Annotated in this window: 20 protein-coding genes; 2 read left to right on the top strand and 18 right to left on the bottom strand. The window is 71.5% G+C overall.

Features of this window, described 5'->3' with window-relative positions; genetic code table 11:
* Nucleotides 1-71 precede the first annotated feature (71 nt).
* The 6 genes from ACIRQF_RS24665 to ACIRQF_RS24640 form a co-directional block, all read right to left on the bottom strand.
* Nucleotides 72-641 (bottom strand): dienelactone hydrolase family protein, encoded by a 570-nt coding sequence (locus tag ACIRQF_RS24665; protein WP_404095062.1) that lies wholly within the window; start codon nucleotides 639-641, stop codon nucleotides 72-74.
* A gap of 37 nt (nucleotides 642-678) precedes the next feature.
* Nucleotides 679-2,265, bottom strand: a complete 1,587-nt coding sequence (locus ACIRQF_RS24660; RefSeq protein ID WP_404095060.1) for a Na+/H+ antiporter — start codon at nucleotides 2,263-2,265, stop codon at nucleotides 679-681.
* A gap of 88 nt (nucleotides 2,266-2,353) precedes the next feature.
* Complete coding sequence (locus tag ACIRQF_RS24655) at nucleotides 2,354-2,821, bottom strand: GNAT family N-acetyltransferase (RefSeq protein WP_404095058.1); 468 nt, start codon at nucleotides 2,819-2,821, stop codon at nucleotides 2,354-2,356.
* A complete protein-coding gene (locus ACIRQF_RS24650; protein ID WP_376629402.1) occupies nucleotides 2,818-3,759 on the bottom strand; it encodes an RluA family pseudouridine synthase in 942 nt (313 codons plus the stop codon). The genes ACIRQF_RS24655 and ACIRQF_RS24650 overlap by 4 nt, the downstream gene beginning before the upstream one ends.
* A 73-nt stretch (nucleotides 3,760-3,832) precedes the next feature.
* On the bottom strand, nucleotides 3,833-4,414 hold the full coding sequence (gene lspA, locus ACIRQF_RS24645) for a signal peptidase II (protein WP_376629400.1): 582 nt from the start codon (nucleotides 4,412-4,414) through the stop codon (nucleotides 3,833-3,835).
* 222 nt (nucleotides 4,415-4,636) lie between these two features.
* Nucleotides 4,637-5,104 carry a TraR/DksA family transcriptional regulator gene (locus ACIRQF_RS24640; RefSeq protein WP_376629399.1) on the bottom strand — a complete coding sequence of 156 codons (468 nt, stop codon included), beginning with the start codon at nucleotides 5,102-5,104 and terminating at the stop codon, nucleotides 4,637-4,639.
* Between ACIRQF_RS24640 and ACIRQF_RS24635 the strand changes: the two genes are divergently transcribed.
* On the top strand, nucleotides 5,073-5,504 hold the full coding sequence (locus ACIRQF_RS24635; protein WP_404095054.1) for a hypothetical protein: 432 nt from the start codon (nucleotides 5,073-5,075) through the stop codon (nucleotides 5,502-5,504). The genes ACIRQF_RS24640 and ACIRQF_RS24635 overlap by 32 nt on opposite strands.
* Nucleotides 5,505-6,064: 560 nt before the next feature.
* Complete coding sequence (gene ileS, locus ACIRQF_RS24630; protein WP_404095052.1) at nucleotides 6,065-9,205, top strand: isoleucine--tRNA ligase; 3,141 nt, start codon at nucleotides 6,065-6,067, stop codon at nucleotides 9,203-9,205.
* 880 nt (nucleotides 9,206-10,085) lie between these two features.
* Here ileS and ACIRQF_RS24625 read toward each other — a convergent pair.
* The 12 genes from ACIRQF_RS24625 to murF form a co-directional block, all read right to left on the bottom strand.
* The gene (locus tag ACIRQF_RS24625; protein WP_376629393.1) at nucleotides 10,086-11,153 is read right to left on the bottom strand and encodes a DivIVA domain-containing protein; all 1,068 of its coding nucleotides are present in this window, start codon (nucleotides 11,151-11,153) and stop codon (nucleotides 10,086-10,088) included.
* Between the two features lie 67 nt (nucleotides 11,154-11,220).
* Nucleotides 11,221-11,511 carry a YggT family protein gene (locus ACIRQF_RS24620; protein ID WP_376629391.1) on the bottom strand — a complete coding sequence of 97 codons (291 nt, stop codon included), beginning with the start codon at nucleotides 11,509-11,511 and terminating at the stop codon, nucleotides 11,221-11,223.
* Between the two features lie 83 nt (nucleotides 11,512-11,594).
* Nucleotides 11,595-12,218, bottom strand: a complete 624-nt coding sequence (locus ACIRQF_RS24615) for a cell division protein SepF (protein WP_376629389.1) — start codon at nucleotides 12,216-12,218, stop codon at nucleotides 11,595-11,597.
* Nucleotides 12,219-12,355: 137 nt separating this feature from the next.
* Nucleotides 12,356-13,075: a YggS family pyridoxal phosphate-dependent enzyme gene (locus tag ACIRQF_RS24610; RefSeq protein WP_404095049.1), complete on the bottom strand. Its 720-nt coding sequence runs from the start codon at nucleotides 13,073-13,075 to the stop codon at nucleotides 12,356-12,358.
* Nucleotides 13,076-13,083: 8 nt separating this feature from the next.
* On the bottom strand, nucleotides 13,084-13,812 hold the full coding sequence (gene pgeF / locus ACIRQF_RS24605) for a peptidoglycan editing factor PgeF (protein ID WP_404095046.1): 729 nt from the start codon (nucleotides 13,810-13,812) through the stop codon (nucleotides 13,084-13,086).
* On the bottom strand, nucleotides 13,809-15,023 hold the full coding sequence (gene ftsZ / locus ACIRQF_RS24600) for a cell division protein FtsZ (protein WP_376629383.1): 1,215 nt from the start codon (nucleotides 15,021-15,023) through the stop codon (nucleotides 13,809-13,811). The genes pgeF and ftsZ overlap by 4 nt, the downstream gene beginning before the upstream one ends.
* Nucleotides 15,024-15,302: 279 nt before the next feature.
* Complete coding sequence (locus ACIRQF_RS24595) at nucleotides 15,303-16,100, bottom strand: cell division protein FtsQ/DivIB (RefSeq protein ID WP_376629381.1); 798 nt, start codon at nucleotides 16,098-16,100, stop codon at nucleotides 15,303-15,305.
* A gap of 27 nt (nucleotides 16,101-16,127) precedes the next feature.
* Nucleotides 16,128-17,222: an undecaprenyldiphospho-muramoylpentapeptide beta-N-acetylglucosaminyltransferase gene (gene murG / locus ACIRQF_RS24590; protein WP_376629379.1), complete on the bottom strand. Its 1,095-nt coding sequence runs from the start codon at nucleotides 17,220-17,222 to the stop codon at nucleotides 16,128-16,130.
* Nucleotides 17,223-17,228: 6 nt separating this feature from the next.
* The gene (gene ftsW, locus ACIRQF_RS24585) at nucleotides 17,229-18,566 is read right to left on the bottom strand and encodes a putative lipid II flippase FtsW (protein WP_382485632.1); all 1,338 of its coding nucleotides are present in this window, start codon (nucleotides 18,564-18,566) and stop codon (nucleotides 17,229-17,231) included.
* Nucleotides 18,567-18,621: 55 nt separating this feature from the next.
* Nucleotides 18,622-20,058: a UDP-N-acetylmuramoyl-L-alanine--D-glutamate ligase gene (gene murD, locus ACIRQF_RS24580; RefSeq protein ID WP_403523459.1), complete on the bottom strand. Its 1,437-nt coding sequence runs from the start codon at nucleotides 20,056-20,058 to the stop codon at nucleotides 18,622-18,624.
* Nucleotides 20,040-21,110 carry a phospho-N-acetylmuramoyl-pentapeptide-transferase gene (gene mraY, locus ACIRQF_RS24575; protein ID WP_376629373.1) on the bottom strand — a complete coding sequence of 357 codons (1,071 nt, stop codon included), beginning with the start codon at nucleotides 21,108-21,110 and terminating at the stop codon, nucleotides 20,040-20,042. Before mraY ends, murD begins: the two co-directional genes overlap by 19 nt.
* Complete coding sequence (gene murF, locus ACIRQF_RS24570) at nucleotides 21,107-22,534, bottom strand: UDP-N-acetylmuramoyl-tripeptide--D-alanyl-D-alanine ligase (RefSeq protein ID WP_376629371.1); 1,428 nt, start codon at nucleotides 22,532-22,534, stop codon at nucleotides 21,107-21,109. The genes mraY and murF overlap by 4 nt, the downstream gene beginning before the upstream one ends.

Genomic DNA, 22,534 nt, shown 5'->3' with positions numbered 1-22,534 from the left:
GCACCGTCCGGACACAGCGGTGTGGCCCCCGGGGACTCCCCGGGGGCCACACCCCTTTTCCGCCGGCGGCCCTACAGGCTTTCGAGGAAGCCCAGCGCCACCGTCCACGTGCGCTCCGCCGCCTCCTCGTCCCAGTCCGGGAGCTCCCGGTCGGTGTAGAGGTGCCCGGCGCCGCGGTAGCGGTAGACCTCCACGTCCGCGCCGGCCTTGCGCATCTGCAGGTACCAGGACGACAGCCAGTCGTCCGTCTCGAACGGGTCGGGCTCGGCCACGTGCAGCTGGACCGGCAGGTCGTCGACCGAGGCCGACTCCGCGATGTCCGAGGTGCCGTGGAACAGCAGCAGCCCCCGCGCCTTCTCGTCGCCGAGCGCCAGGGTCTGCGCGATCGAGGCCCCGAGCGAGAGGCCCATGTAGACCAGGCCCCGCTCCGAGTAGGGCGCGGCGGCCATGACCGCGCGCTTGAGCAGCTCGTCCTTGCCGATCTCGTCCCGGAGCGCCACGCCCTCCTCGACGGTCCCGACCGTCCGCCCGCCGAAGAGGTCCGGGGTCCAGACCTGGTGCCCGGCTGCCCGGAGCCGCTCGGCGGCGGCCTCGACGGAGGGGGTCAGCCCGTAGACCGAGTGGAGAAGCATGATGTCCATGCCGCCCATCCTCCCACCCGGCCGCCGGGCACCCGCCTCAGCGCATGCTGCGCACGTCCAGGTGACGCAGCACCCGGTCCACCACCTCGGGATCGGCCCCGGGCTCGCTGCGCGCCGAGAGGACCGCGTGCCGGGCCGCCGACATCATCTCCCGCTGGATCTGCTGGACCTTCTTCACCCGCTCCACCCGCTCCCGGAACGCGGCCCGCCGCTCCTCGTCCACCATGTCCGGGCTGATCCGCGCCCCGATGTCGAAGGCGCCGCGCTGCAGCCGCTCGGCGACCTCCTCGGGGAGCTCCTCCATCTCCTCGATCTCCTTCAGGCGGTGCTTGGCCGCCTTCGCCGCCCGGGCCGCGAGCTCCCGCTCGAAGGCCCGCTCGGCGTCCGTGTCCGCCTTCACGTCCAGCTTCCTCACCAGCCAGGGCAGGCTGAGCCCCTGCACGACGAGCGTCCCGAGGATCACGCAGAAGGCGATGAAGATCAGCTCGTCCCGGCCCGGGAAGGGCGCGCCGTCGTCCGTGCGGAGCGGGATGGCGAGCGCCAGCGCCACCGAGGCCACCCCGCGCATCCCCGCCCACCACATGACGACGGTCTCCCGCCAGCTCATCGGGATCTCCTCGGCGACGTCCCGCCGGTCGTGCAGCCGCTTCGCGAGCCAGGTGGCCGGCAGCAGCCACAGCAGCCGGACCACGACCACGACCCCGACGACCGCCGCGCCCCAGCCGAGCATCCGGCCGCCGCGCCCCTCGGCCACCCCGAAGACGTGGACGAGCTCCAGACCGATGAGGCCGAAGGCGATGCCCGTGACGAGGGTGTCGACGACCTCCCAGAAGGTCTGCCCGGCGAGCCGCCCCATCACGTCGTCGGCGTCGGTCGCGTGCTCGGCGAGGAAGAGCGCGGTGATCAGGACGGCGAGCACGCCGGAGCCGTGCAGCTCCTCGGCGATGACGTAGGAGACGAACGGCACGAGGAGGGTGAGCCCGGTCTGCAGGGTGGCGTCGCCGAGGGAGCCCATGAGCTTGTTGGTGGCCCAGCCGAGGACGAAGCCGACCACGACCGCGACGACGGCGGACAGGACCAGCTCGGCGAGCGCCTCGGGCCAGGAGAACCTCCCGGTCACCACCGCGGTGATCGCCACGTGGTAGAGCACGATCGCGGTGACGTCGTTGAAGAGCCCCTCGCCCTCCAGGATCGACACGAGGCGCCGGGGCAGCCCCAGCGAGCCGGCCACGGCGGTGGCCGCGACCGGGTCGGGCGGCGCCACCAGGGCGCCGAGGGCGAGGGCGGCGGCCAGCGGGATGCCCGGCACGAGGGCGTTGGCGACCGCGCCGACGGCGCCCGTGGTGACGAAGACCAGGGCCACGGCGAGCAGGAAGATCGGGCGCCGGTTGGCCGCGAACTGCCGCCAGGAGGTGCGCTGGACCGAAGCGTAGAGAAGCGGCGGCAGCACCAGCGGGAGGATGAACTCGGGCGGGATGTCGACGTTCGGCACGAAGGGCAGGAAGGCCAGCACGATCCCGACGAGGGTCATCAGGACCGGCGCCGGCAACCCGAGCCGCCCCCCGAGGGGCACGGTCAGGACGGCACCGAGGAGCAGCAGGAACAGGAGGGCCAATTGATCCACGGCCCTACCCTGTCACGTATGTCCGTTGTCGCGGCTGAGCGCCGGACGACGGACGGCCCCCACGACGGAGGCCGTGCCTGCCTCCCCGCTACAGGGCCCTCCGCATGGCCCGGTGCGGCATCCCCGCGTCCGGGAACTCGGGGCCGTACGCGACGTACCCGAGCCGCTCGTAGAAGCCCAGCGCCTGGGTCTGCGCGTGCAGGTCGACCGCGGTGAGCCCGCGCTCGCGGGCCGCGTCCTCGATGGCCCGCACGAGCGCGGCGCCGATCCCGAGACCACGGGCCGCCCCGGTCACCGCGAGGCGCCCGAGGGAGCCCACCGAGACGTCGGCGCCGGTCTTGCCGGTCGCGTCCGCGCCGTGCAGGAGCCGCCCGGTGCCCAGCGGGACGCCGTCGGTCCGGACCGCGAGCACGTGCACGGCGGTCTCGTCGTAGGTGTCGTACTCCAGCTCGCGCGGTACGCCCTGCTCGCCGACGAAGACCTCACGGCGCACCTCGAAGCAGGCGTCGCGGTCCTCGGCGCCCACGGCCTCCCGGACGGAGTAGGCGGCGGTCACCGGCTTTCCGAGGCGATCCGGTCCAGGGCGGTCTGCAGGTCCGCCGGGTAGGTGCTCGCGAACTCGACCCACTGCCCGTCGCCGGGGTGCTCGAAGCCGAGCCGGACGGCGTGCAGCCACTGCCGGGTCAGGCCGAGGCGCTTGGCCATCGTCGGGTCTGCGCCGTAGGTGAGGTCGCCGACGCAGGGGTGGCGGTGGGCGGACATGTGCACCCGGATCTGGTGGGTGCGGCCCGTCTCCAGCTTGATGTCGAGCAGCGAGGCGGCCCGGTAGGCCTCGATGAGGTCGTAGTGGGTCACGGACGCCTTGCCCTCGGCGGTCACGGCCCACTTGTAGTCGTGGTTCGGGTGCCGGCCGATGGGGGCGTCGATGGTGCCGCTCAGCGGGTCCGGGTGGCCCTGCACCAGGGCGTGGTAGCGCTTGTCGACCACGCGCTCCTTGAACTGGCGCTTCAGCGAGGTGTACGCGTACTCCGACTTCGCCACCACCATCAGGCCGGAGGTGCCGACGTCGAGGCGGTGCACGATGCCCTGGCGCTCGGCCGCGCCGGAGGTGGAGATCCGGTAGCCGGCGGCGGCCAGGCCGCCGATCACGGTGGTGCCGGTCCAGCCGGGGCTGGGGTGGGCGGCGACGCCGACCGGCTTCATGATCACGACGATGTCGTCGTCGTCGTGGACGATCTCCATGCCCTCCACGGGCTCGGCCACGACCTGCACCGGGGCGGGCGCGCCGGGCATCTCGACCTCGAGCCACGCGCCGCCGCTGACCCGCTCGGACTTGCCGACGACGGAGCCGTCGACCAGGACCTTGCCTGCGGCGGCCAGCTCGGCCGCCTTCGTACGGGAGAACCCGAACATCCGGGAGATGGCGGCGTCGACGCGCTCGCCCTCCAGGCCGTCGGGAACGGGCAGCGTGCGGATCTCGGGACTCGTGCTCACCCGTACGAGTATGCCTTGCCGCGCGGCGCTCCCGGTCCTCGCCGGGAGCGCGCGGGCGGCCGCCGCAGGGGTTTCAGTCCTTGTGAACGGTTCCGTCCGGGTCCAGACCGCGGAACGAGAGCAGGACGATCAGGATGCCGCCGCAGACGATCGCCGAGTCCGCCAGGTTGAAGACGGCGAAGTGCGCGGGCGCGATGAAGTCGACCACCGCGCCCTCGAAGACGCCCGGCGAACGGAAGATCCGGTCGGTCAGGTTGCCCAGGGCACCGCCGAGCAGCAGTCCGAGCGCGATCGCCCAGGGGAGGCTGTAGAGCTTGCGGGCCAGGCGGATGATCACCACGATCACCGCGGCCGCGATCACCGTGAAGATGATCGTGAAGGCCTCGCCCATGCCGAACGCGGCACCCGGGTTGCGGACGGCCTCGAAGCGCAGCAGGTCACCGATCACCTTGATCGGCTCGTGGCCCTCCAGCTTCTCCACCACGATCATCTTGCTGCCGAGGTCGAGCAGGTAGGCGAGCACGGCGACCAGGAACAGCGCGACGATCTTCCGCCTGCCCTTGGGCCGCTCCCCGGGGACCGCCGTCTCGTCGGCCCCTGCCTCGTCGGCCCCTGCTGAATCCGGCGTACCGATGACGCGCTCCGCCTCTGCCACGTGAGTCCCTCAACCTAGGTCGTGTCGTTCGGGCCAGGCCGGATCAGGGAGCGGTGTCCGGTGCGTACGGCTGTACGGCGGAGCAGGGAACCATGGCGGAGCCCTGGCGACCGACGACGCCGCAGACGCGCGTGCCGGACACCGCGGGCCCGACATGATCCGAAAGACACGGCCTGGGTGCCTGCCTGTGCCCCGAGGGTACGACACGGGCGTCCGGCGCCGTCAGCCCCGACGCTCCTGCTTCTGCTTGTCCTCCACACAGAGCGTGGCCCGCGGGAAGGCCTGCATCCTGGCCTTCCCGATGGGCTTCCCGCAGACCTCGCACAGGCCGTAGGTGCCCGCGTCGAGCCGCTCCAGGGCGTGCTCGGTCTGCTCCAGCATCTCGCGGGCGTTCGCGGCAAGGGCCAGCTCGTGCTCGCGCGTGATGTTCTTGGTCCCGGTGTCGGCCTGGTCGTCCCCCGCGCCGTCGCCGGAGTCGCGCATCAGGCCGGTCAGCTCCTCCTGCGAGTGGACCAGCTCGCTGCGCAGCCGCAGCACCTCCGCCTGCAGCTCGCTGCGGGCCTCGGCGACCTCCTCGGGGGTCCACGGGTCCTCCCCGGGGCGTACGGCGAGCTCACCGGCGCGGGCCGGGGGCACCGCGGCGTCGCTCTCGGCCGTCGTGACGCCACCCGCCGTCTTCTTCGCTGCCACCGTCCTGGCTCCTGTCTTCTTCTCGGTCGCGGTCCTGGCCGTTTTCGCGGCCTTCGTTGCCTTGGCGGTCTTCCTCGCCGGGGTGCTCCCGGGCGCCCCGGCCGCCGTCGTCTTCACCGGGGTCCCGTCCGCCGCCGCGGGGGCCGTCGCACCGTCGGTCGTCCCCGCGGATGTGCTCTTCGTCGCCACCTTCTTCGCCGCCGCCTTCTTCGTGGCCGCCTTCTCGGCGGCGACCTTCGTGGCCGTCGTCTTCCTCGCCGGCGCCTTCTTGGCCGCCGACTTCTTCGCGGGCGCGGACTTCGTCGCGGCCGGTGCCTTCGCGGCCGTCGTCTTCGTGGCCGTCGTCTTCTTCGCGGCGGTCTTCTTCGCCACCATGTCGCGGCCCCTTCACATTTTGTGATCTTGCTCGCGAACCGTGCTGGGACGATAAATCGGCCCACGGCCCGCGGCAACGGGGCACGCCGCCCATATCGTCCGCCCCCGGCGCCCTGCGGGGCGGACCTGCCTCCGTTGTGCCCAGCTCACCGGCCGGTTATCCGTGCCCTCCCTCCCCCACTTGGCCGCAGCGGAAGTCCGCCCGGGCCCGTGTGGCCATTCGGGTCACCCGGAAAACGGTCGGCCGACCGCACGGCGGGCCCGTACACTGTGGGCGTGCCCCCTTGCCCGAGCGAAGCCGAGGGTCGGGGGGAGGAGCGAAAGGCTTGGATGGGGACGAGTAGCGTCGTACGCAGCCATGAGCGACCCGGGGACGGTGAGAGCCCGGGGGCGAGCCCGATGTGAAGCATCACCCCGGAGCTGCCGGAAGAAAGCCGCGGTCGACCGCGGCGACTAGACCCGGTGTCGCGACCCCAATGAGGGGGCTCAGGGCGTCCGCGCCCGGGGCCAAGGAGGGTGGTACCGCGGGAGCCCGTGCTCTCGTCCCTCCGGACGGAACGAGGAACATCCGCCGGAGGAAGATCGATGTCTTCGCAGTACCGCCAGGTGCCCGCCCAGGTAGACCTGCCCGCGCTCGAGCACGCCGTGCTCGATTTCTGGCGCGAGAACAAGGTCTTCGCCAAGACTCTGGAGCAGTCCGAGGGACGCCCGGAGTGGGTCTTCTACGAGGGTCCGCCGACGGCCAACGGCATGCCCGGCGCCCACCACATCGAGGCCCGCGTCTTCAAGGACGTGTTCCCCCGCTTCCGCACCATGCGCGGCTACCACGTGGCCCGCAAGGCCGGCTGGGACTGCCACGGCCTGCCGGTCGAGCTCGCCGTCGAGAAGGAGCTCGGGTTCTCCGGCAAGAAGGACATCGAGGCGTACGGCATCGCCGAGTTCAACGCCAAGTGCCGCGAGTCCGTGACCCGGCACACCGACGCCTTCGCCGAGCTCACCACCCGGATGGGCTACTGGGTCGACCTCGACGACGCCTACCGCACCATGGACCCCTCGTACATCGAGTCGGTCTGGTGGTCGCTCAAGCAGATCTTCGACAAGGACCTGCTCGTCCAGGACCACCGGGTCGCCCCCTGGTGCCCCCGCTGTGGCACCGGCCTCTCGGACCACGAGCTCGCGCAGGGCTACGAGACGGTCGTCGACCCCTCGGTCTACGTGCGCTTCCCGCTGACCTCCGGCCCGCTCGCCGGCCGCGCCGCGCTCCTCGTCTGGACGACCACCCCGTGGACCCTGGTGTCCAACACGGCCGTCGCCGCGCACCCCGAGGTCACGTACGTGGTCGCCACGGACGGCGACGAGCAGCTGGTCGTCGCCGAGCCGCTGCTGGAGAAGGCGCTCGGCGAGGGCTGGGTGACCACCGGCGAGTCCTTCACCGGCAAGGACATGGAGCGCTGGACGTACGAGCGCCCGTTCGAGCTGATCGAGTTCCCCGCCCCGGCCCACTACGTCGTCAACGCGGAGTACGTGACGACCGAGGACGGTACGGGTCTGGTCCACCAGTCCCCCGCCTTCGGTGAGGACGACCTCAAGGTCTGCCGCTCCTACGGCCTGCCGGTCGTGAACCCGGTCCGCCCCGACGGCACCTTCGAGGAGGACGTGCCGCTCGTCGGCGGCGTCTTCTTCAAGAAGGCCGACGAGGCGCTGACCGCCGACCTGGACGCGCGCGGCAGGCTCTTCAAGCACATCGCCTACGAGCACAGCTACCCGCACTGCTGGCGCTGCCACACGGCCCTGCTCTACTACGCGCAGCCGTCCTGGTACATCCGCACGACGGCGGTCAAGGACCGCCTGCTGGAGGAGAACGAGAACACCAACTGGTTCCCGGAGTCGGTCAAGCACGGGCGCTTCGGCGACTGGCTGAACAACAACATCGACTGGGCGCTCTCCCGCAACCGCTACTGGGGCACCCCGCTGCCGATCTGGCGCTGTGAGGACGACCACCTGACCTGCGTGGGCTCGCGCGCGGAGCTGTCCGAGCTGACCGGCACGGACCAGTCGGGCCTCGACCCGCACCGCCCGTACATCGACGACGTGACCTTCGCCTGCCCGGCGGAGGGCTGCGGCCGGACCGCGACGCGCGTGCCGGAGGTCATCGACGCCTGGTACGACTCGGGCTCGATGCCCTTCGCGCAGTACGGCTACCCGTACCGGAACAAGGAGCTCTTCGAGTCCCGCTACCCGGCGCAGTTCATCAGCGAGGCCATCGACCAGACCCGCGGCTGGTTCTACACGCTGATGGCGGTCGGCACGCTGGTCTTCGACAAGTCGTCGTACGAGAACGTGGTCTGCCTGGGCCACATCCTCGCCGAGGACGGCCGCAAGATGTCCAAGCACCTGGGCAACATCCTGCAGCCGATCCCGCTGATGGACCAGCACGGCGCCGACGCGGTCCGCTGGTTCATGGCGGCCGGCGGCTCGCCGTGGGCGGCCCGCCGGGTGGGCCACGGCACCATCCAGGAGGTCGTCCGCAAGACCCTCCTGACCTACTGGAACACGGTCGCCTTCCAGGCCCTGTACGCCCGCACCTCGGGCTGGTCCCCGTCGGCGGCGGACCCGGCCCCGGAGGAGCGTCCGGTCCTGGACCGCTGGCTGCTGTCCGAGCTGAACACGCTGGTGGCCGAGGCCACCGAGGCGATGGAGTCGTACGACACCCAGCGCACGGGCAAGCTCCTGTCGGCCTTCGTCGACGACCTGTCGAACTGGTACGTGCGCCGCTCGCGCCGCCGCTTCTGGCAGGGCGACAAGGCGGCCCTCCGCACGCTGCACGAGGTCGTGGAGACGGTCACCCGCCTGATGGCCCCGCTCACGCCGTTCATCACGGAGCGCGTGTGGCAGGACCTGGTGGCCCCGGTGACCCCGGACGCCCCGGAGTCCGTCCACCTGGCGACCTGGCCGGAGCCGGACCGGGCGCTGATCGACGCCTCCCTCTCCGAGCAGATGCTGCTGGTGCGCCGCCTGGTCGAGCTGGGCCGCGCCACGCGCGCCGAGTCGGGCGTGAAGACCCGCCAGCCGCTCTCGCGGGCGCTGGTGGCCGCGGCGGGCTTCGCGGACCTGTCCCCGGAGCTCCAGGCCCAGATCACCGAGGAGCTGAACGTCTCGACGGTGGCCTCCCTCTCGGAGGTCGGCGGCAGCCTGGTCGACACCACGGCCAAGGCCAACTTCCGGGCGCTCGGCAAGCGCTTCGGCAAGGGCGTGCAGGACGTGGCGAAGGCCGTGGCGGCGGCGGACGCGGCGGCCCTCTCGCTCGCCCTCCGCGGCGGCGAGGCGACCATCGAGGTCGACGGCGAGCAGGTGACCCTCACGCCGGAGGAGGTCATCATCACCGAGACCCCGCGCGAGGGCTGGTCGGTCGCCTCGGACTCGGGCGCGACGGTCGCCCTCGACCTGGAGATCACCCCGGAGCTCCGCAAGGCGGGCCTCGCCCGTGACGCGATCCGTCTGATCCAGGAGGCCCGCAAGAACAGCGGCCTGGACGTCGCGGACCGCATCGCCCTGCGCTGGACCTCCACGTCGCCGGAGACGACGGAGGCCCTGACGGCCCACGCGTCCCTGATCGCGGACGAGGTCCTGTCCACGGACTACGCGGAGGGCGAGGCCGACACCACGTACGGCACCTCCTTCGAGGACGAGGGCCTGTCCCTCACCTTCCGCCTCCGCAAGGCGTAACACCCCCACGGAAGGGCCCGGCACCCCCAGGGGCGGCCGGGCCCTTCGTCATACCTCTGTGCGGGCCAGGCCTCGGGACGCGGCGCCCCTGGGGGGTCAGGGCCCGACCTCATAGCCTCGTGTGCGCCCACCCCCGGGACGCGTCGCCCCTTGGGGCACCGGGCCCTACCTCATAGCCCCGTGTGCGCCCACCCCCGGGCCGCGGCCTTCCGCCCTTCCGTGCGGGCCATCGCCTGCCCGCCAGGCTCCCACCCGCCGCCTGCGCCCTCCGCCCTCCCTGTCGCCTGTGGCCGCCCCACCCGGACCTCACCCACCGTGCGGACCCCACCCGCCGTGCGGTCACCCCCGGCGGCCTCCCCCTTCGTCCGGGCCCCACCCTCCCGCCCTGGCCTCGCCGCACGCCGCCCGTGCCTCCCCCTTCGGCCGGACCTCACCCGCTGTGCGATCACCCCAGGCAGCCTCCCCCTCCGCCCGGGCCTCGCCCCACCCCCGGCCTCGCCCCACCCCATCCCGGCCTCTCACCTGAGGGCCTCTCCCCATTCCGCGAGGGCCTCCCCCGCTCCGTGTGGGCAATCGTCCCGCTGGGGCGGGACGGGTGGGCACACGGGACCGCGCCATGGGCGGCGCGTCCGCCCCTCCGCACCGGCCCCCACCACCACCCTGCCGCGCCCTCATGACCCGCGTCACGACGGCCCACCACCGCAGGCGGTGGCATCGGCGCCGGCAAGGGGGCGGCCCAGGGTGCCGCGACGTGCTCCCGGGCGCGAGGCGGGCGCAGCCGGGCACGAGGGCTCGACGGCAACGCAAAGGGCCGGGCCCTGGGAGATTCCCAGGGCCCGGCCCTTTGAGACTGCCGACGACGGCTAGAGCCGCGGGGCCGTCAGTTGTCGTCCTCGTCGATCAGGAAGCCACGCATCGGCGCGGGCGCCTGCTGCATCGGCTGGGGAGCCTGCGGGCGGACCGGAGCCATCGGCTGGGTCATCGCCGGGGACATCTGCTGCTGGCCGCCGTAGGACGGGGCACCGCCCATCGGGCCGTTGCCACCGAAGGACGGGGCGCCGGCGCCGGCCGGGGCCATCGACGGGGACGGCGGCAGGGACGCGGTCGCCGGGGTGCGCGGCGGGGCCAGCGAGTCGTCGGCCTGGGTCTCCAGCTGACGCAGCTGCGACTCCAGGTACGACTTCAGGCGGGTCCGGTACTCACGCTCGAAGCCCCGCAGGTCCTCGACCTTGCGCTCGAGGGTGGCGCGGGCGGACTCCAGGGAGCCCATCGCGACGCGGTGCTTCTCCTGCGCGTCCCGCTCCAGGGCGTCGGCCTTGGCGCGGGCGTCCCGCTCCAGGCCCTCGGCGCGCGAGCGCGCCTCGCCGACGATCTTGTTGGCCTCGGAACGGGCCTCCGCGATCGCCTGGTCGGCGGTCTGCTGGGCCAGCGAGAGGACACGCGCGGCGCTGTCGCCACCCGGGCCCTGGGCCGGCTGCATCTGCTGCATCTGCTGCTGCGGGTGACCCATGGGGCCGCCCTGCATCGGACCGGGACCCATCGGGCCGCCCTGCATCGGGCCGGGACCCATGGGGCCGCCCTGCATGGGGCCACCCTGCATCGGGCCGGCGGGAAGCGCGGGGGCACCGGACGGCAGCTGCGGCGGGCCCATCTGCGGGGGCTGCTGCTGAGCCGGCGGTCCGGATATGGCGGCGGGCACGGGAGCGCCGGGACCGACAGGACGGTCCTGCTGCTCCGGCGGCTTGCGCATGCCCTGCTGCTGGTTCTGCGCGGCGGCACGGGTCGCGGCGGCCAGCTTGGCGCGCAGGTCCTCGTTCTCGCGGAGCAGTCGGGTCAGTTCGCCTTCGACCTCGTCGAGGAAGGCATCGACCTCGTCCTCGTCATAGCCTTCTCGAAGGCGGACGGTCGTGAACTGCTTGTTCCGCACGTCCTCGGGGGTCAGCGGCATCTCTTCTTCACCTCTACGTAGTCGTCGGCAGTCGGCAAGACCGTATCGTCCACATTCACCTCCACCATCACCTCGCGAAGTTGCTCACGATGGAGATCAGGATGTAAACGACGATCATCAGAACGAAGAAGGACAGGTCGAGTGCCACGCCCCCGAGACGCAACGGCGGGATGAGCCGCCGAAGAAGCTTGAGCGGTGGATCGGTGACAGTGTAGGTGGCCTCCAGTACGACCACCATCGCCTTACCGGGTTGCCATGAACGGGCGAACTGGAAGACATAGTCCATGACCAGCCGGAAGATCAGAAAGACCAGGAAGCACATCAGCGCGATGTAGATCACCTGCAAAGCGACGCCCATCCCGCGCTTCCCTCTCCCCTGACTCTCTTGCTCTCACTTGTCCGGCCGCCCTCTGCGGCCGGGCCGTACTCGGTCTCGTGTTCTCAGCTCTGGTTGAAGAATCCGCCCTCTGCGATCCGGGCCTTGTCCTCCGCCGTGACATCGACGTTAGCAGGCGACAACAGGAACACCTTCTGCGTCACGCGCTCAATGCTGCCATGGAGCCCGAAGACGAGTCCGGCGGCAAAGTCGACAAGTCGCTTTGCATCGGTGTCGTCCATCTCCGTGAGGTTCATGATCACCGGGGTCCCCTCACGGAAGTGTTCCCCGATGGTACGGGCCTCGTTGTAGGTCCGCGGGTGCAGCGTGGTGATGCGGTACGGCTCCCGCTCGGACACGACCTTGGGCATGATCACGGGTGCGTTCTTCTCCAGGCTGGGACGTTCGGGTGTGATGGATGCCACGGGGGCAATTCGGGCCGGACGTCCACTCTCGGCGGGTACCGGGACAGAATGGGACACGGGCTCACGGGGTGCGGGCGGGGCCACCACACGCACCGGTTCCTCCCGCTCCAGCTGGCGAGGAGGCTGGTGGTGGCGCCGGTCACGCTCCGGCTCCGGCTCCAGCTCGGGTTCGAAGTCGTCGTCGGGATCGAATCCCCGGCCGTCGTAACCATCGTCCTCCACGAGGCCGAGGTAGACCGCCATCTTGCGCATCGCGCCGGCCATTCTCTGCATCCTCCGCTCTGTGGTGGATCGCCCTTACCGAATGTCGCAGTGTCACCAAGTGCCCGCGATCCACGGGTCCGTCCGCCCCTCGGCGGAATGACCATATTTTCTGCTGTGGTCCGACTTGCTTCGCGACGTTACCCGAGCTTCGGGCGGACGCCGAGCACCGCCGTACCGATGCGCACGTGTGTCGCTCCGGCCGCGACGGCCTCCTCGAGGTCCGCGCTCATCCCAGCTGACACCATGTTCGCAGCCGGACGGGTCGCGCGCAGGGCAGTCGACAAATCCATCAGGCGCTCGAAGGCGGCCTGTTGCCGGCCCGCGTACGGACCGGCCAGGGGCGCGACGGTCATCAGTCCGCCGAGCCGCAGTCCGGGGGCGGCGTCGACGGCCGCCGCCAACTCCTCGATCCCGTCGGGCGCCACCCCGCCGCGCTCGCCCCGGTGGCCGGACTCGGCGTCGAGGGCCACCTGGATCAGACAGCCGAGCTCGCGCCCTTGGTTCTCCGCGGCCGTGGAAAGAGAGGAAACGAGCTTCAAACGGTCGACGGACTGCACCACATCGGCATAACCCACCACGGATCGGACCTTGTTCGTCTGCAACTGGCCCACGAAGTGCCAGCTCAGGTCGAGATCCGCGCAGGCCTCGGCCTTGGGCGCCGCATCCTGGTCCCGGTTCTCCGCCACGTGACGCACGCCGAGTTCGTGAAGGAGTCGTACGTCGCTCGCGGGGTAGGTCTTGGTGACCACGACGAGGGTCACGTCCTCCCGCTTCCGCCCGGCGGCGGCGCACGCGGCGGCGATGCGCTCCTCCACCTGGGCGAGGTTCGCGGCGAGTTCCGACTTGCGGTCCGTCATATCTCTTCTCAGATCAACCAGACATATCCCGCGAGTCGCCCGGTGGTGCGATCGCGGCGGTACGAGTAGTGGTCGGCGGACTCCAGGGTGCAGGCCCCGCTCGCCTCGACGTCGGTGACGCCGAGCCGCGCGAGCTGGGCCAGCACGCCCGCGGTGACGTCCACGGCGGGCGTGCCCCACGAGGTCTCGGCGTACGCGGCCGGTTCGACCGCCGCCACCTCGGCGCGCATCGCCTCCGGGACCTCGTAGCAGCGCCCGCAGACGGCGGGGCCGGTGCGGGCGACGATCCGCTCGGGGCGGGCGCCGAGTTCGGTCATCCGCGCCACGGCCGCCGGGACGACCCCGGCGACCATCCCGGGCCGCCCGGCGTGGGCGGCGCCGACGACCCCGGCGACGGGGTCGGCGAGCAGGACCGGGACGCAGTCCGCGGTGAGCACCGCGAGGGCGAGCCCCCGGCGGGCGGTGACGATCGCGTCGACGGACGGGACCGCCCCGGCCCCCCAGGGCCCTTCGACCTCGGCGACGTCGGCGCCGTGCACCTGGTTCATCCAGACCACCCGCGCCGGGTCGAGCCCGAGCGCCTCGGCGGCGCGCCCCCGGTTGCTCCGCACGGCCTCGGGGTCGTCGCCGACGGCACCGCCGAGGTTGAGCTCCTCGTACGGAACGGCGCTCACTCCGCCCCACCGGTCGGTGAAGGCGAAGTGGGCGCCGCTCGTGTCGTAACGCTGCCCTATCACTTCAAGAAGTCCGGGACATCCAGCTCTTCGGCCTGGGTGTCCGGGTACGGGCGGGCCGGCGGGACCACCGGCGGGGCGACGGGCGGCAGCGCGCTCTCGCTGACGGCCGCCGGCGCGGGCTCGGCCGGCGCCGGCTCCTCGCGCGGGGTCACCGTGCCGAGTCCGCCGAGCGGGCGGGAGGCCTCGGTGGCGCGGGGCGCCGGGGCGGGCTCCTCGCGCTTGGCGGAGGCCGAGCCGATGATGTTGTCGCGCCGGGCGGGCGGCTGGCCGCCGTCGAATCCGGCCGCGATGACGGTGACCCGGACCTCGTCGCCGAGGGCGTCGTCGATGACCGCGCCGAAGATGATGTTCGCCTCGGGGTGCGCCGCCTCGCTCACCAGCTGGGCGGCCTCGTTGATCTCGAAGAGACCGAGGTCGCTCCCGCCGGAGATGGACAGCAGCACGCCGCGGGCGCCGTCGATGGACGCCTCGAGGAGCGGCGAGGAGATCGCCATCTCGGCGGCGGCCACCGCGCGGTCGTCGCCGCGGGCGGAGCCGATGCCCATGAGGGCCGAACCGGCCTCGGACATGACCGACTTCACGTCGGCGAAGTCGAGGTTGATCAGACCCGGGGTGGTGATGAGGTCGGTGATGCCCTGGACACCGCTGAGGAGCACCTGGTCGGCCGACTTGAAGGCGTCGAGCACGGAGACCTGGCGGTCCGAGATCGACAGCAGCCGGTCGTTGGGGATGACGATGAGGGTGTCGACCTCTTCGCGGAGCTCGGCGATGCCGTCCTCCGCCTGGTTCGCGCGACGACGGCCCTCGAAGGTGAACGGCCGGGTGACCACACCGATCGTGAGGGCGCCGAGCGAGCGCGCGATGTTGGCGACGACGGGTGCGCCGCCGGTGCCGGTGCCGCCGCCTTCGCCTGCGGTGACGAAGACCATGTCGGCCCCCTTGAGGACCTCCTCGATCTCCTCACGGTGGTCCTCTGCCGCCTTGCGACCGACGGCCGGGTTCGCCCCGGCCCCGAGGCCACGGGTGAGTTCACGACCGACGTCGAGCTTGACGTCGGCGTCGCTCATCAACAACGCCTGCGCGTCGGTGTTGATGGCGATGAACTCGACGCCCTTGAGACCGACCTCGATCATTCGGTTGATGGCATTGACACCACCGCCGCCGACACCGATGACCTTGATGACTGCGAGGTAGTTCTGCGGTGCTGCCACGTCGAAGGCCTCTCGCCTCGAGTTACGTGTCGCCGCTTCGCGGTGGTAAGCGCGCCGCGACGACGGATGCCGATTGGGACGGTCCGAACGCCGACCCAAACCCTAACGTTGAAGTTTAGGGTTACCAGTGTCTCTGTTCGCTGGACTCTTCCGAACAGGACACTAAGTCGACAAGTGGCGCACGTTCAACGAACACGCCGAACCTCCCGTTTTTCTTTTCACCCTATGTGATCACCCGTAGCGCTGGCCAACCAGGGTCCTGGCCAGGGCCGATGAGCGTCAACTTCCCGACGAAGCGGGCGCGGTGGGGGCACTTACATCGAAGTGCCCCGCTTTGGGAGTCGCCTTCATGAGCGCGGTGAGAACCCGGGCCTTCACGGGCCCGTCCTCGCCGCTGCCCCAGAAGACGGTGCGGCCCTCGTCGAGCTCCAGAGTGATGGAGTCGAAGGACATGATCCGGACGACACGGACGTCCTGGGCGATTTTCTCCGGGAGTTCGCCCGTCACGCCTACCGCCGCCCGCAGCAGCCGCTCCCCGTCGAAGCGGCGCAGGCTCGGTGAGGCGGCGACGTCGAGGACGAGCCGGGGCACCCCGGCGGGCGGGGTCGGCACGGTGGCGAACCGGACGGCGCCGGAGTCCACTTCGTCGAACTTTCCGCCCTTTTCGATGAGCAGGACGGGCCGACGTTCCGTCACTTTCAGCCCGATTCCGTGCGGCCAGGAGCGGACGACGTCCACGTCCGCGATCCGCGGCAGCCGCTCCCGCAGCCGGGCCTCGATGGCGTCGGTGTCGACGGACACGAGCGGCGCGCCGACGGGCACGGCGGCCACCCGCTCGACCTCGGCCGGGGTGAGCACCCGGGTGCCGGAGGTGGTGACCTGCTCCACCCGGAACCAGCCGGAGCCGTAGAGCGCCCAGACGCCGCCGGCCACGAGAACAAAAGCGGCGAGGGCGATCAGGAGCGCACGCGGGCCGGGCACCCGGAGGTTCCGGGTGCCCGGTCGGGACGGCCGCTGCGGGGAGCCCTCGGACCTGCTCGCTCCGCTCTTCTGCTGGGTCGCCGGTCCGGCTGCCACAGTGGCGTCTCCTGCCCGTCGGCGCCGCTACGCCTGACGGCGGGCGGCGATCGCCTCGTACACCATGCCGACGAGCAGGTCGTCGGCGTCCCGGCGGCCGAACTCGGAGGCGGCGCGGGACATCTCGTACAGGCGGTGCGGATCGGCCAGTACGGGCAGGACGTTGGCCTGCACCCACTGCGGCGACAGTTCCGCGTCGTCGACGAGGAGTCCACCGCCGGCCTTCACCACCGGCTGGGCGTTGAGCCGCTGTTCGCCGTTGCCGATGGGCAGCGGGACGTAGGCGGCCGGGAGTCCGACGGCGGAGAGTTCGGCGACGGTCATCGCGCCCGCGCGGCAGAGCATCATGTCGGCGGCGGCGTACGCGAGATCCATCCGGTCCACGTACGGTACCGGCACGTACGGCGGCATTCCGGGCATGTTGTCGACACGCGGCATTTCGTTCTTCGGGCCGACCGCGTGCAGGATCTGGATGCCGGAGCGCTGGAGCACCGGGGCGATCTGCTGCACGACCTCGTTGAGCCGGCGCGCGCCCTGGGAGCCGCCGGAGACCAGCAGGGTCGGCAGGTTCGGGTCGAGGCCGAACGCGGCGCGCGCCTCGGGGCGCATGCGGGCGCGGTCCAGGGTGGCGATGGTGTGCCGCAGCGGGATGCCGATGTAACGGGCGTTGCGCAGCTTGGAGTCCGGGGTGGCGACGGCGACCCCGGCCGCGTAGCGCGAGCCGATCTTGTTGGCGAGACCGGGCCGGGCGTTGGCCTCGTGGACCACGATCGGCACACCGAGCCGCTTGGCGGCGAGGTAGCCGGGCAGCGCCACGTAACCGCCGAAGCCCACCACGCAGTCCGCCTTGGTGCGTTCCAGGACCTGCTCGGCGGCCTTGATGGTGCCGCGCAGCCGTCCGGGGACGGTGATCAGCTCGGGCGTGGGCTTGCGGGGCAGCGGCACGGCGGGGATGAGCGCCAGCTCGTAGCCCCGCTCGGGGACCAGCCGGGTCTCCAGGCCCTTCTCCGTGCCCAGCGCCGTGATCCCCACGGAGGGGTCCTGCCTGCGCAGGGCGTCCGCGAGGGCGAGCGCGGGCTCGATGTGACCGGCGGTACCTCCGCCGGCGAGTACGACATGCACCGAAATTCACCGCTCTCCGGACGGACGCTTCTTGACGCGCCGTCGCATCGACTTCCATCTCCCCCCGGCCCGCTTGCCCCACCCGGGGCGGCGCATGGCCAGGGCCGCTTTCGCGGCGGGTTCCTGTCGCGCGAAGGCGATCAGGAGCCCGACGGCGAACATGGTCGGCAGCAGGGCCGACCCCCCGTAGGAGAACAACGGGAGCGGGACTCCGGCGATCGGCAGCAGACCGAGCACCGCACCGATGTTGATCACGGCCTGCGCCGTGATCCAGGTGGTCACGCCTCCCGCGGCAAACCTGACGAAGGGGTCCTCCGTGCCTCCGGCCACGCGGATACCCGCATAGCCTAGAGCCGCGAACAGGGCCAGCACCGACAGCGTCCCCGCCAGACCCAGTTCCTCCCCGGTGACGGCGAAGATGAAGTCGGTGTGGGCTTCGGGGAGTTGGCCCCATTTTTCCACACTTGCCCCGAGTCCGGAACCGAACCATCCGCCGGAGGCCAGCGCGTAGATTCCGTGCGCGGCCTGCCAGCAGGGGTCGCCCGCGCCGCCGGGGTCGCTCGCGCCGATGCAGCCCAGCCGCTCCATCCGGTGCGGGCTGGTCTTGATCAGCAGCATGCCGATCGCGCCGGCGACGCCGAGCACGCCCACAAAGAGCCGGGTGGGGGCGCCGGCGGTCCACAGCAGGCCGAACAGGATCGCCGTGAGAATGATCGCCGTGCCCATGTCACCGCCCAGCATGATGAGACCGAGCAGCAGAAACGTTCCGGGCACCAGCGGCACCAGCATGTGCTTCCACTGGGTCAGCAGCCTCATGTCCTGTTTGCGGGCCAGCAGATCGGCCCCCCACAGGATCAGCGCCAGCTTGCCGAACTCGCTGGGCTGGAGCATGAACGGTCCGCCCAGTGAGATCCAGTTCTGGTTGCCGCCGACCGAGACTCCTATCCCGGGCACCTGCACGAGGATCATCAGGAAGATCGCCCCGACCAGGATCGGGTAGGCCAGCGCCCGGTGCAGCCGCACCGGCATCCGGGATGCCACGAAGAGCAGCCCGGCACCCAGCAGCGCCGCGAAGAACTGCTTGCGGAAGAAGTACGAGGGCACCAGGTCGTAGCGGAGCGCCGTGATCATCGAGGCGGAGTAGACCATCACCAGGCCGAGCGCGGTGATGAGCAGCCCCGCGCCGACGATCACGTAGTACGCCGTGAGCGGCCGGTCCCAGGCCCGGCGGGCCCGCTCGTAGAGCCCGCGCACTCCCCCCGCGCGCCGGGTCCTCGGCGCCGCGGGGGCGCGGCCGCCGCGAACGGCGGCGGCCTTCCGCGGCCCGGCGGTTCTGCTCGGCATGGTCGCTGTCCCCTCCAGTCGTGCCCGGCTGCGCCGGACCTGTTGGCTGGTCAGGTCAGGCGCGCCCGGTGGCGGCGAGGGCGCGGACGGCGTCCGCGAAGGCCTCGCCCCGCTTGTTGTAATTGGCGAACATGTCCATCGACGCACAGGCGGGGGCCAGCAGGACCGTGTCCCCCGGCCGGGCGAGCGCGGCCGCCTCCTGGACCGCCGCGGACATCGCCCCAGTGTCGGTCCGGTCGAGGTCCACCACCGGGACCTCCGGGGCGTGTCGCGCCAGGGCTTCGCGGATCAGCTCCCGGTCCTGGCCGATCAGGACGACCCCGCGCAGCCGCTTCGCGGAGTTCGTCACGAGCTCGTCGAAGGTCGCGCCCTTGGCGAGGCCGCCGGCGATCCAGACGATCGGGTCGTAGGCCGCCAACGAGGCTTCCGCGGCGTGGGTGTTGGTGGCCTTGGAGTCGTCGACGTAGACGACTCCCTGGATCTCCTCGACCAGTTCGATGCGGTGCGGATCGGGCCGGAAGGCCCGCAGCCCGTCCCGTACGGCCTTCGGCTCGACACCGTAGGCGCGGGCGAGGGCGGCCGCGGCGAGCGCGTTGGCGATGTTGTGCGGGGCCGGCGGCTGGACGTCGGAGACCTCGGCCAGCTCCTGGGCGTTCTTCTGCCGGTTCTCGACGAAGGCCCGGTCGACGAGGATGCCCTCGACGACTCCGAGCTGCGAGGGGCCGGGGGTGCCGAGGGTGAAGCCGATGGCCCGGCAGCCCTCCTCGACGTCGGCCTCCCGGACCAGGTCCTCGGTGACCTTGTCGGCCACGTTGTAGACGCAGGCGATCCGATTGCCCTCGTAGACACGGCCCTTGTCGGCGGCGTACGCCTCCATGGAGCCGTGCCAGTCGAGGTGGTCGGGCGCCAGGTTGAGCACGGCGGCCGAGTGGGCGCGCAGCGAGGGCGCCCAGTGCAGCTGGTAGCTGGAGAGCTCCACGGCGAGCACGTCGTAGCGCTCCTCGCCGAGGACGGCGTCGAGCAGCGAGACACCGATGTTGCCGACGGCGGCGGTGCGCAGACCGGCCGCCTCCAGGATGGAGGCGAGCATCCGCACCGTCGTGGTCTTGCCGTTGGTGCCGGTGACCGCGAGCCACGGGGCCGCGTCCGGGCCGCGCAGCCGCCAGGCCAGCTCGACGTCGCCCCAGATCTCCACACCGGCCGCCCGGGCGGCCTGGAAGAGGGGCTTGTCGGGCTGCCAGCCCGGCGCGGTGACGATCAGTTCGGTGCCGGGCGGCAGGGTGGCCCCGTCGCCGAGGCGGACGGTGATGCCCTCCGCCTCCAGCTCGGCCGCCTGGGCCCGGGAGCGCTCGTCGTCGCCGTCGTTGACGACCGTGACGACCGCTCCGAGGCCGTGCAGGACGCGCGCGGCGGGGATGCCGCTCACGCCGAGCCCGGCGACGGTGACGTGCTTGCCCTGCCAGTCCAGCTCGCTCACTTTTCGGACGCCCATCCCGCGTAGAAGATGCCCAGGCCCACGATCACGTAGATGCCCTGGATGATCCAGAAGCGGACGACGACCAGGACCTCGGACCACCCCTTGAGTTCGAAGTGGTGCTGGAGGGGCGCCATCCGGAAGACGCGCTTGCCCGTCATCTTGAACGAGCCGACCTGGATGACCACGGACATCGTGATCATCACGAAGAGGCCGCCGAGGAGGGCGAGCAGCAGCTCCGTGCGGGAGCAGATGGCGAGACCGGCCAGCGCGCCGCCGAGGGCCAGCGAGCCGGTGTCACCCATGAAGATCTTGGCGGGCGAGGTGTTCCACCACAGGAAGCCGAAGCAGGCGCCCATCAGCGCGGAGGCGACGACCGCGAGGTCGAGCGGATCGCGTACCTCGAAGCAGGCGTTGGGGTTGGTCAGGGTCATGGCGTTGGCGCACGACTCCTGGAACTGCCAGAGCCCGATGAAGGTGTAGGCGCCGAAGACCATCACCGACGCGCCGGTGGCCAGACCGTCCAGACCGTCCGTCAGGTTCACGCCGTTGGACATGGCCAGGATCATGAAGAGCGCCCAGACCACGAACAGCACCGGGCCGATGGCCCAGCCGAAGTCGGCGATGAAGGAGAGCTTCGTGGAGGCCGGGGTGTTGCCGCGCAGGTCGGCGAACTGCAGCGAGAGCACGGCGAAGGCGATGCCGACGATCAGCTGACCGGCCATCTTCGCCTTGGCCCGCAGACCGAGCGAACGCTGCTTGACGATCTTGATGTAGTCGTCGAGGAAGCCCACCAGGCCCATGCCGGCCATGAGGAACAGCACCAGCACGCCCGAGTACGTCGGGTCCTCGCCGGTGATGACCTTGGCCAGGGCGTACGCGATGAGGGTGGCCAGGATGAAGGAGATACCGCCCATGGTGGGCGTGCCCTTCTTCCCGGCGTGGCCGCGCGGGCCGTCGTCGCGGATGAACTGTCCGTATCCCTTGCGGGCGAGCAGCTTGATGAGCAGCGGGGTGCCGATCAGGGTCAGGAAGAGCCCGATGGCCCCCGCGAAGAGGATCTGCCTCATCGGCCGGCGACCTCACCCTCGGAGCCCTCGAGCAGTGCCAGGGCGACCCGCTCCAGACCGACCGACCTGGAAGCCTTCACCAGGACGATGTCCCCCGGTCGCAGCTCACTGCGCAACAGGTCGACCGCCGCCTGCGCGTCGGACACGTGCACCGACTCCTCACCCCACGAACCCTCGTTATAGGCGCCCAGTTGCAGCCAGGACGCTTCCCTGTCCCCGACCGCGACGAGCTTGCTGACGTTGAGCCGGACGGCGAGCCGTCCGACCGCGTCGTGCTCGGCGAGCGACTCGTCTCCGAGCTCGGCCATCTTGCCGAGCACCGCCCACGTACGACACCCCCTGGCCTGTGCGGGCCTGCCCATGGCCGCGAGCGCGCGCAGGGCGGCTCGCATGGACTCGGGGTTCGCGTTGTAGGCGTCGTTGACGATCGTCACGCCGTCCGGACGCTCGGTGACCTCCATGCGCCAGCGCGACAGGGTGCCCGCCTCGGAGAGCGCGGTGGCGATCTCCTCCACGGGCATGCCCAGCTCATGGGCGACGGCGGCCGCGGCGAGCGCGTTCGACACGTGGTGCTCACCGTACAGGCGCAAGGTCACGTCGCTGCACCCGGTGGGTGTGTGAAGCCTGAAAGAGGGCTGTCCGTTCTCTGTGAGCCGGACATTCTCGGCACGTACGGCCGCTTCGTCCGCCTCTCCGAACAGGACGACGCGCGCCGCGGTCCGCTTGGCCATGGCGCGTACGAGGGGGTCGTCGGCGTTCAGTACGGCGATGCCGCCGTCCTCGGCGGTCGGCAGGGACTCGACCAGCTCGCCCTTGGCCTCGGCGATCTGCTCGCGTCCGCCGAACTCGCCGATGTGCGCGGAGCCCACGTTGAGGACGAGCCCGATGCGCGGCGGGGTGAGGCCGGTGAGGTAGCGGATATGGCCGATTCCGCGCGCTCCCATCTCCAGGACGAGGTGCCGGGTGCCGACGTCGGCCCTGAGCGCGGTCAGCGGCAGGCCGATCTCGTTGTTGAGGGAGCCGGGCGTCCACACGGTGGGCGCGTGGCGGTCCAGGACCTGGGCGATCAGGTCCTTGGTGGAGGTCTTGCCGGCCGAGCCGGTGAGGGCGACGACATCGGTGCCGAGGCGTTCGACCACCGCCCGGGCGAGGGCCCCGAGCGCTGCCTGGACGTCCGGCACGACGAGCGCGGGCACGCCGACGGGGCGGGCCGCGAGCACGGCGACGGCGCCCGCCGCGACGGCCCGCTCGGCGTAGTCGTGGCCGTCGACACGCTCACCCGCGAAGGCGGCGAAGAGGCTGCCGGGCCGCACCTCGCGGGAGTCGATCACGACGGGCCCGGTGACCTGGACGGCCGGATCCGGTATGTCGTGCGGCTGCCCGCCGACGATTTCGGCGATCTCGGCGAGGGAGAGGGCGATCAC

The organism is Streptomyces sp. NPDC101191 (assembly GCF_044767915.1).
Classification (GTDB): domain Bacteria; phylum Actinomycetota; class Actinomycetes; order Streptomycetales; family Streptomycetaceae; genus Streptomyces.
The sequence above is the reverse complement of the archived record's forward strand: the minus strand, read 5'-3'. Positions and strand labels throughout refer to the sequence as shown.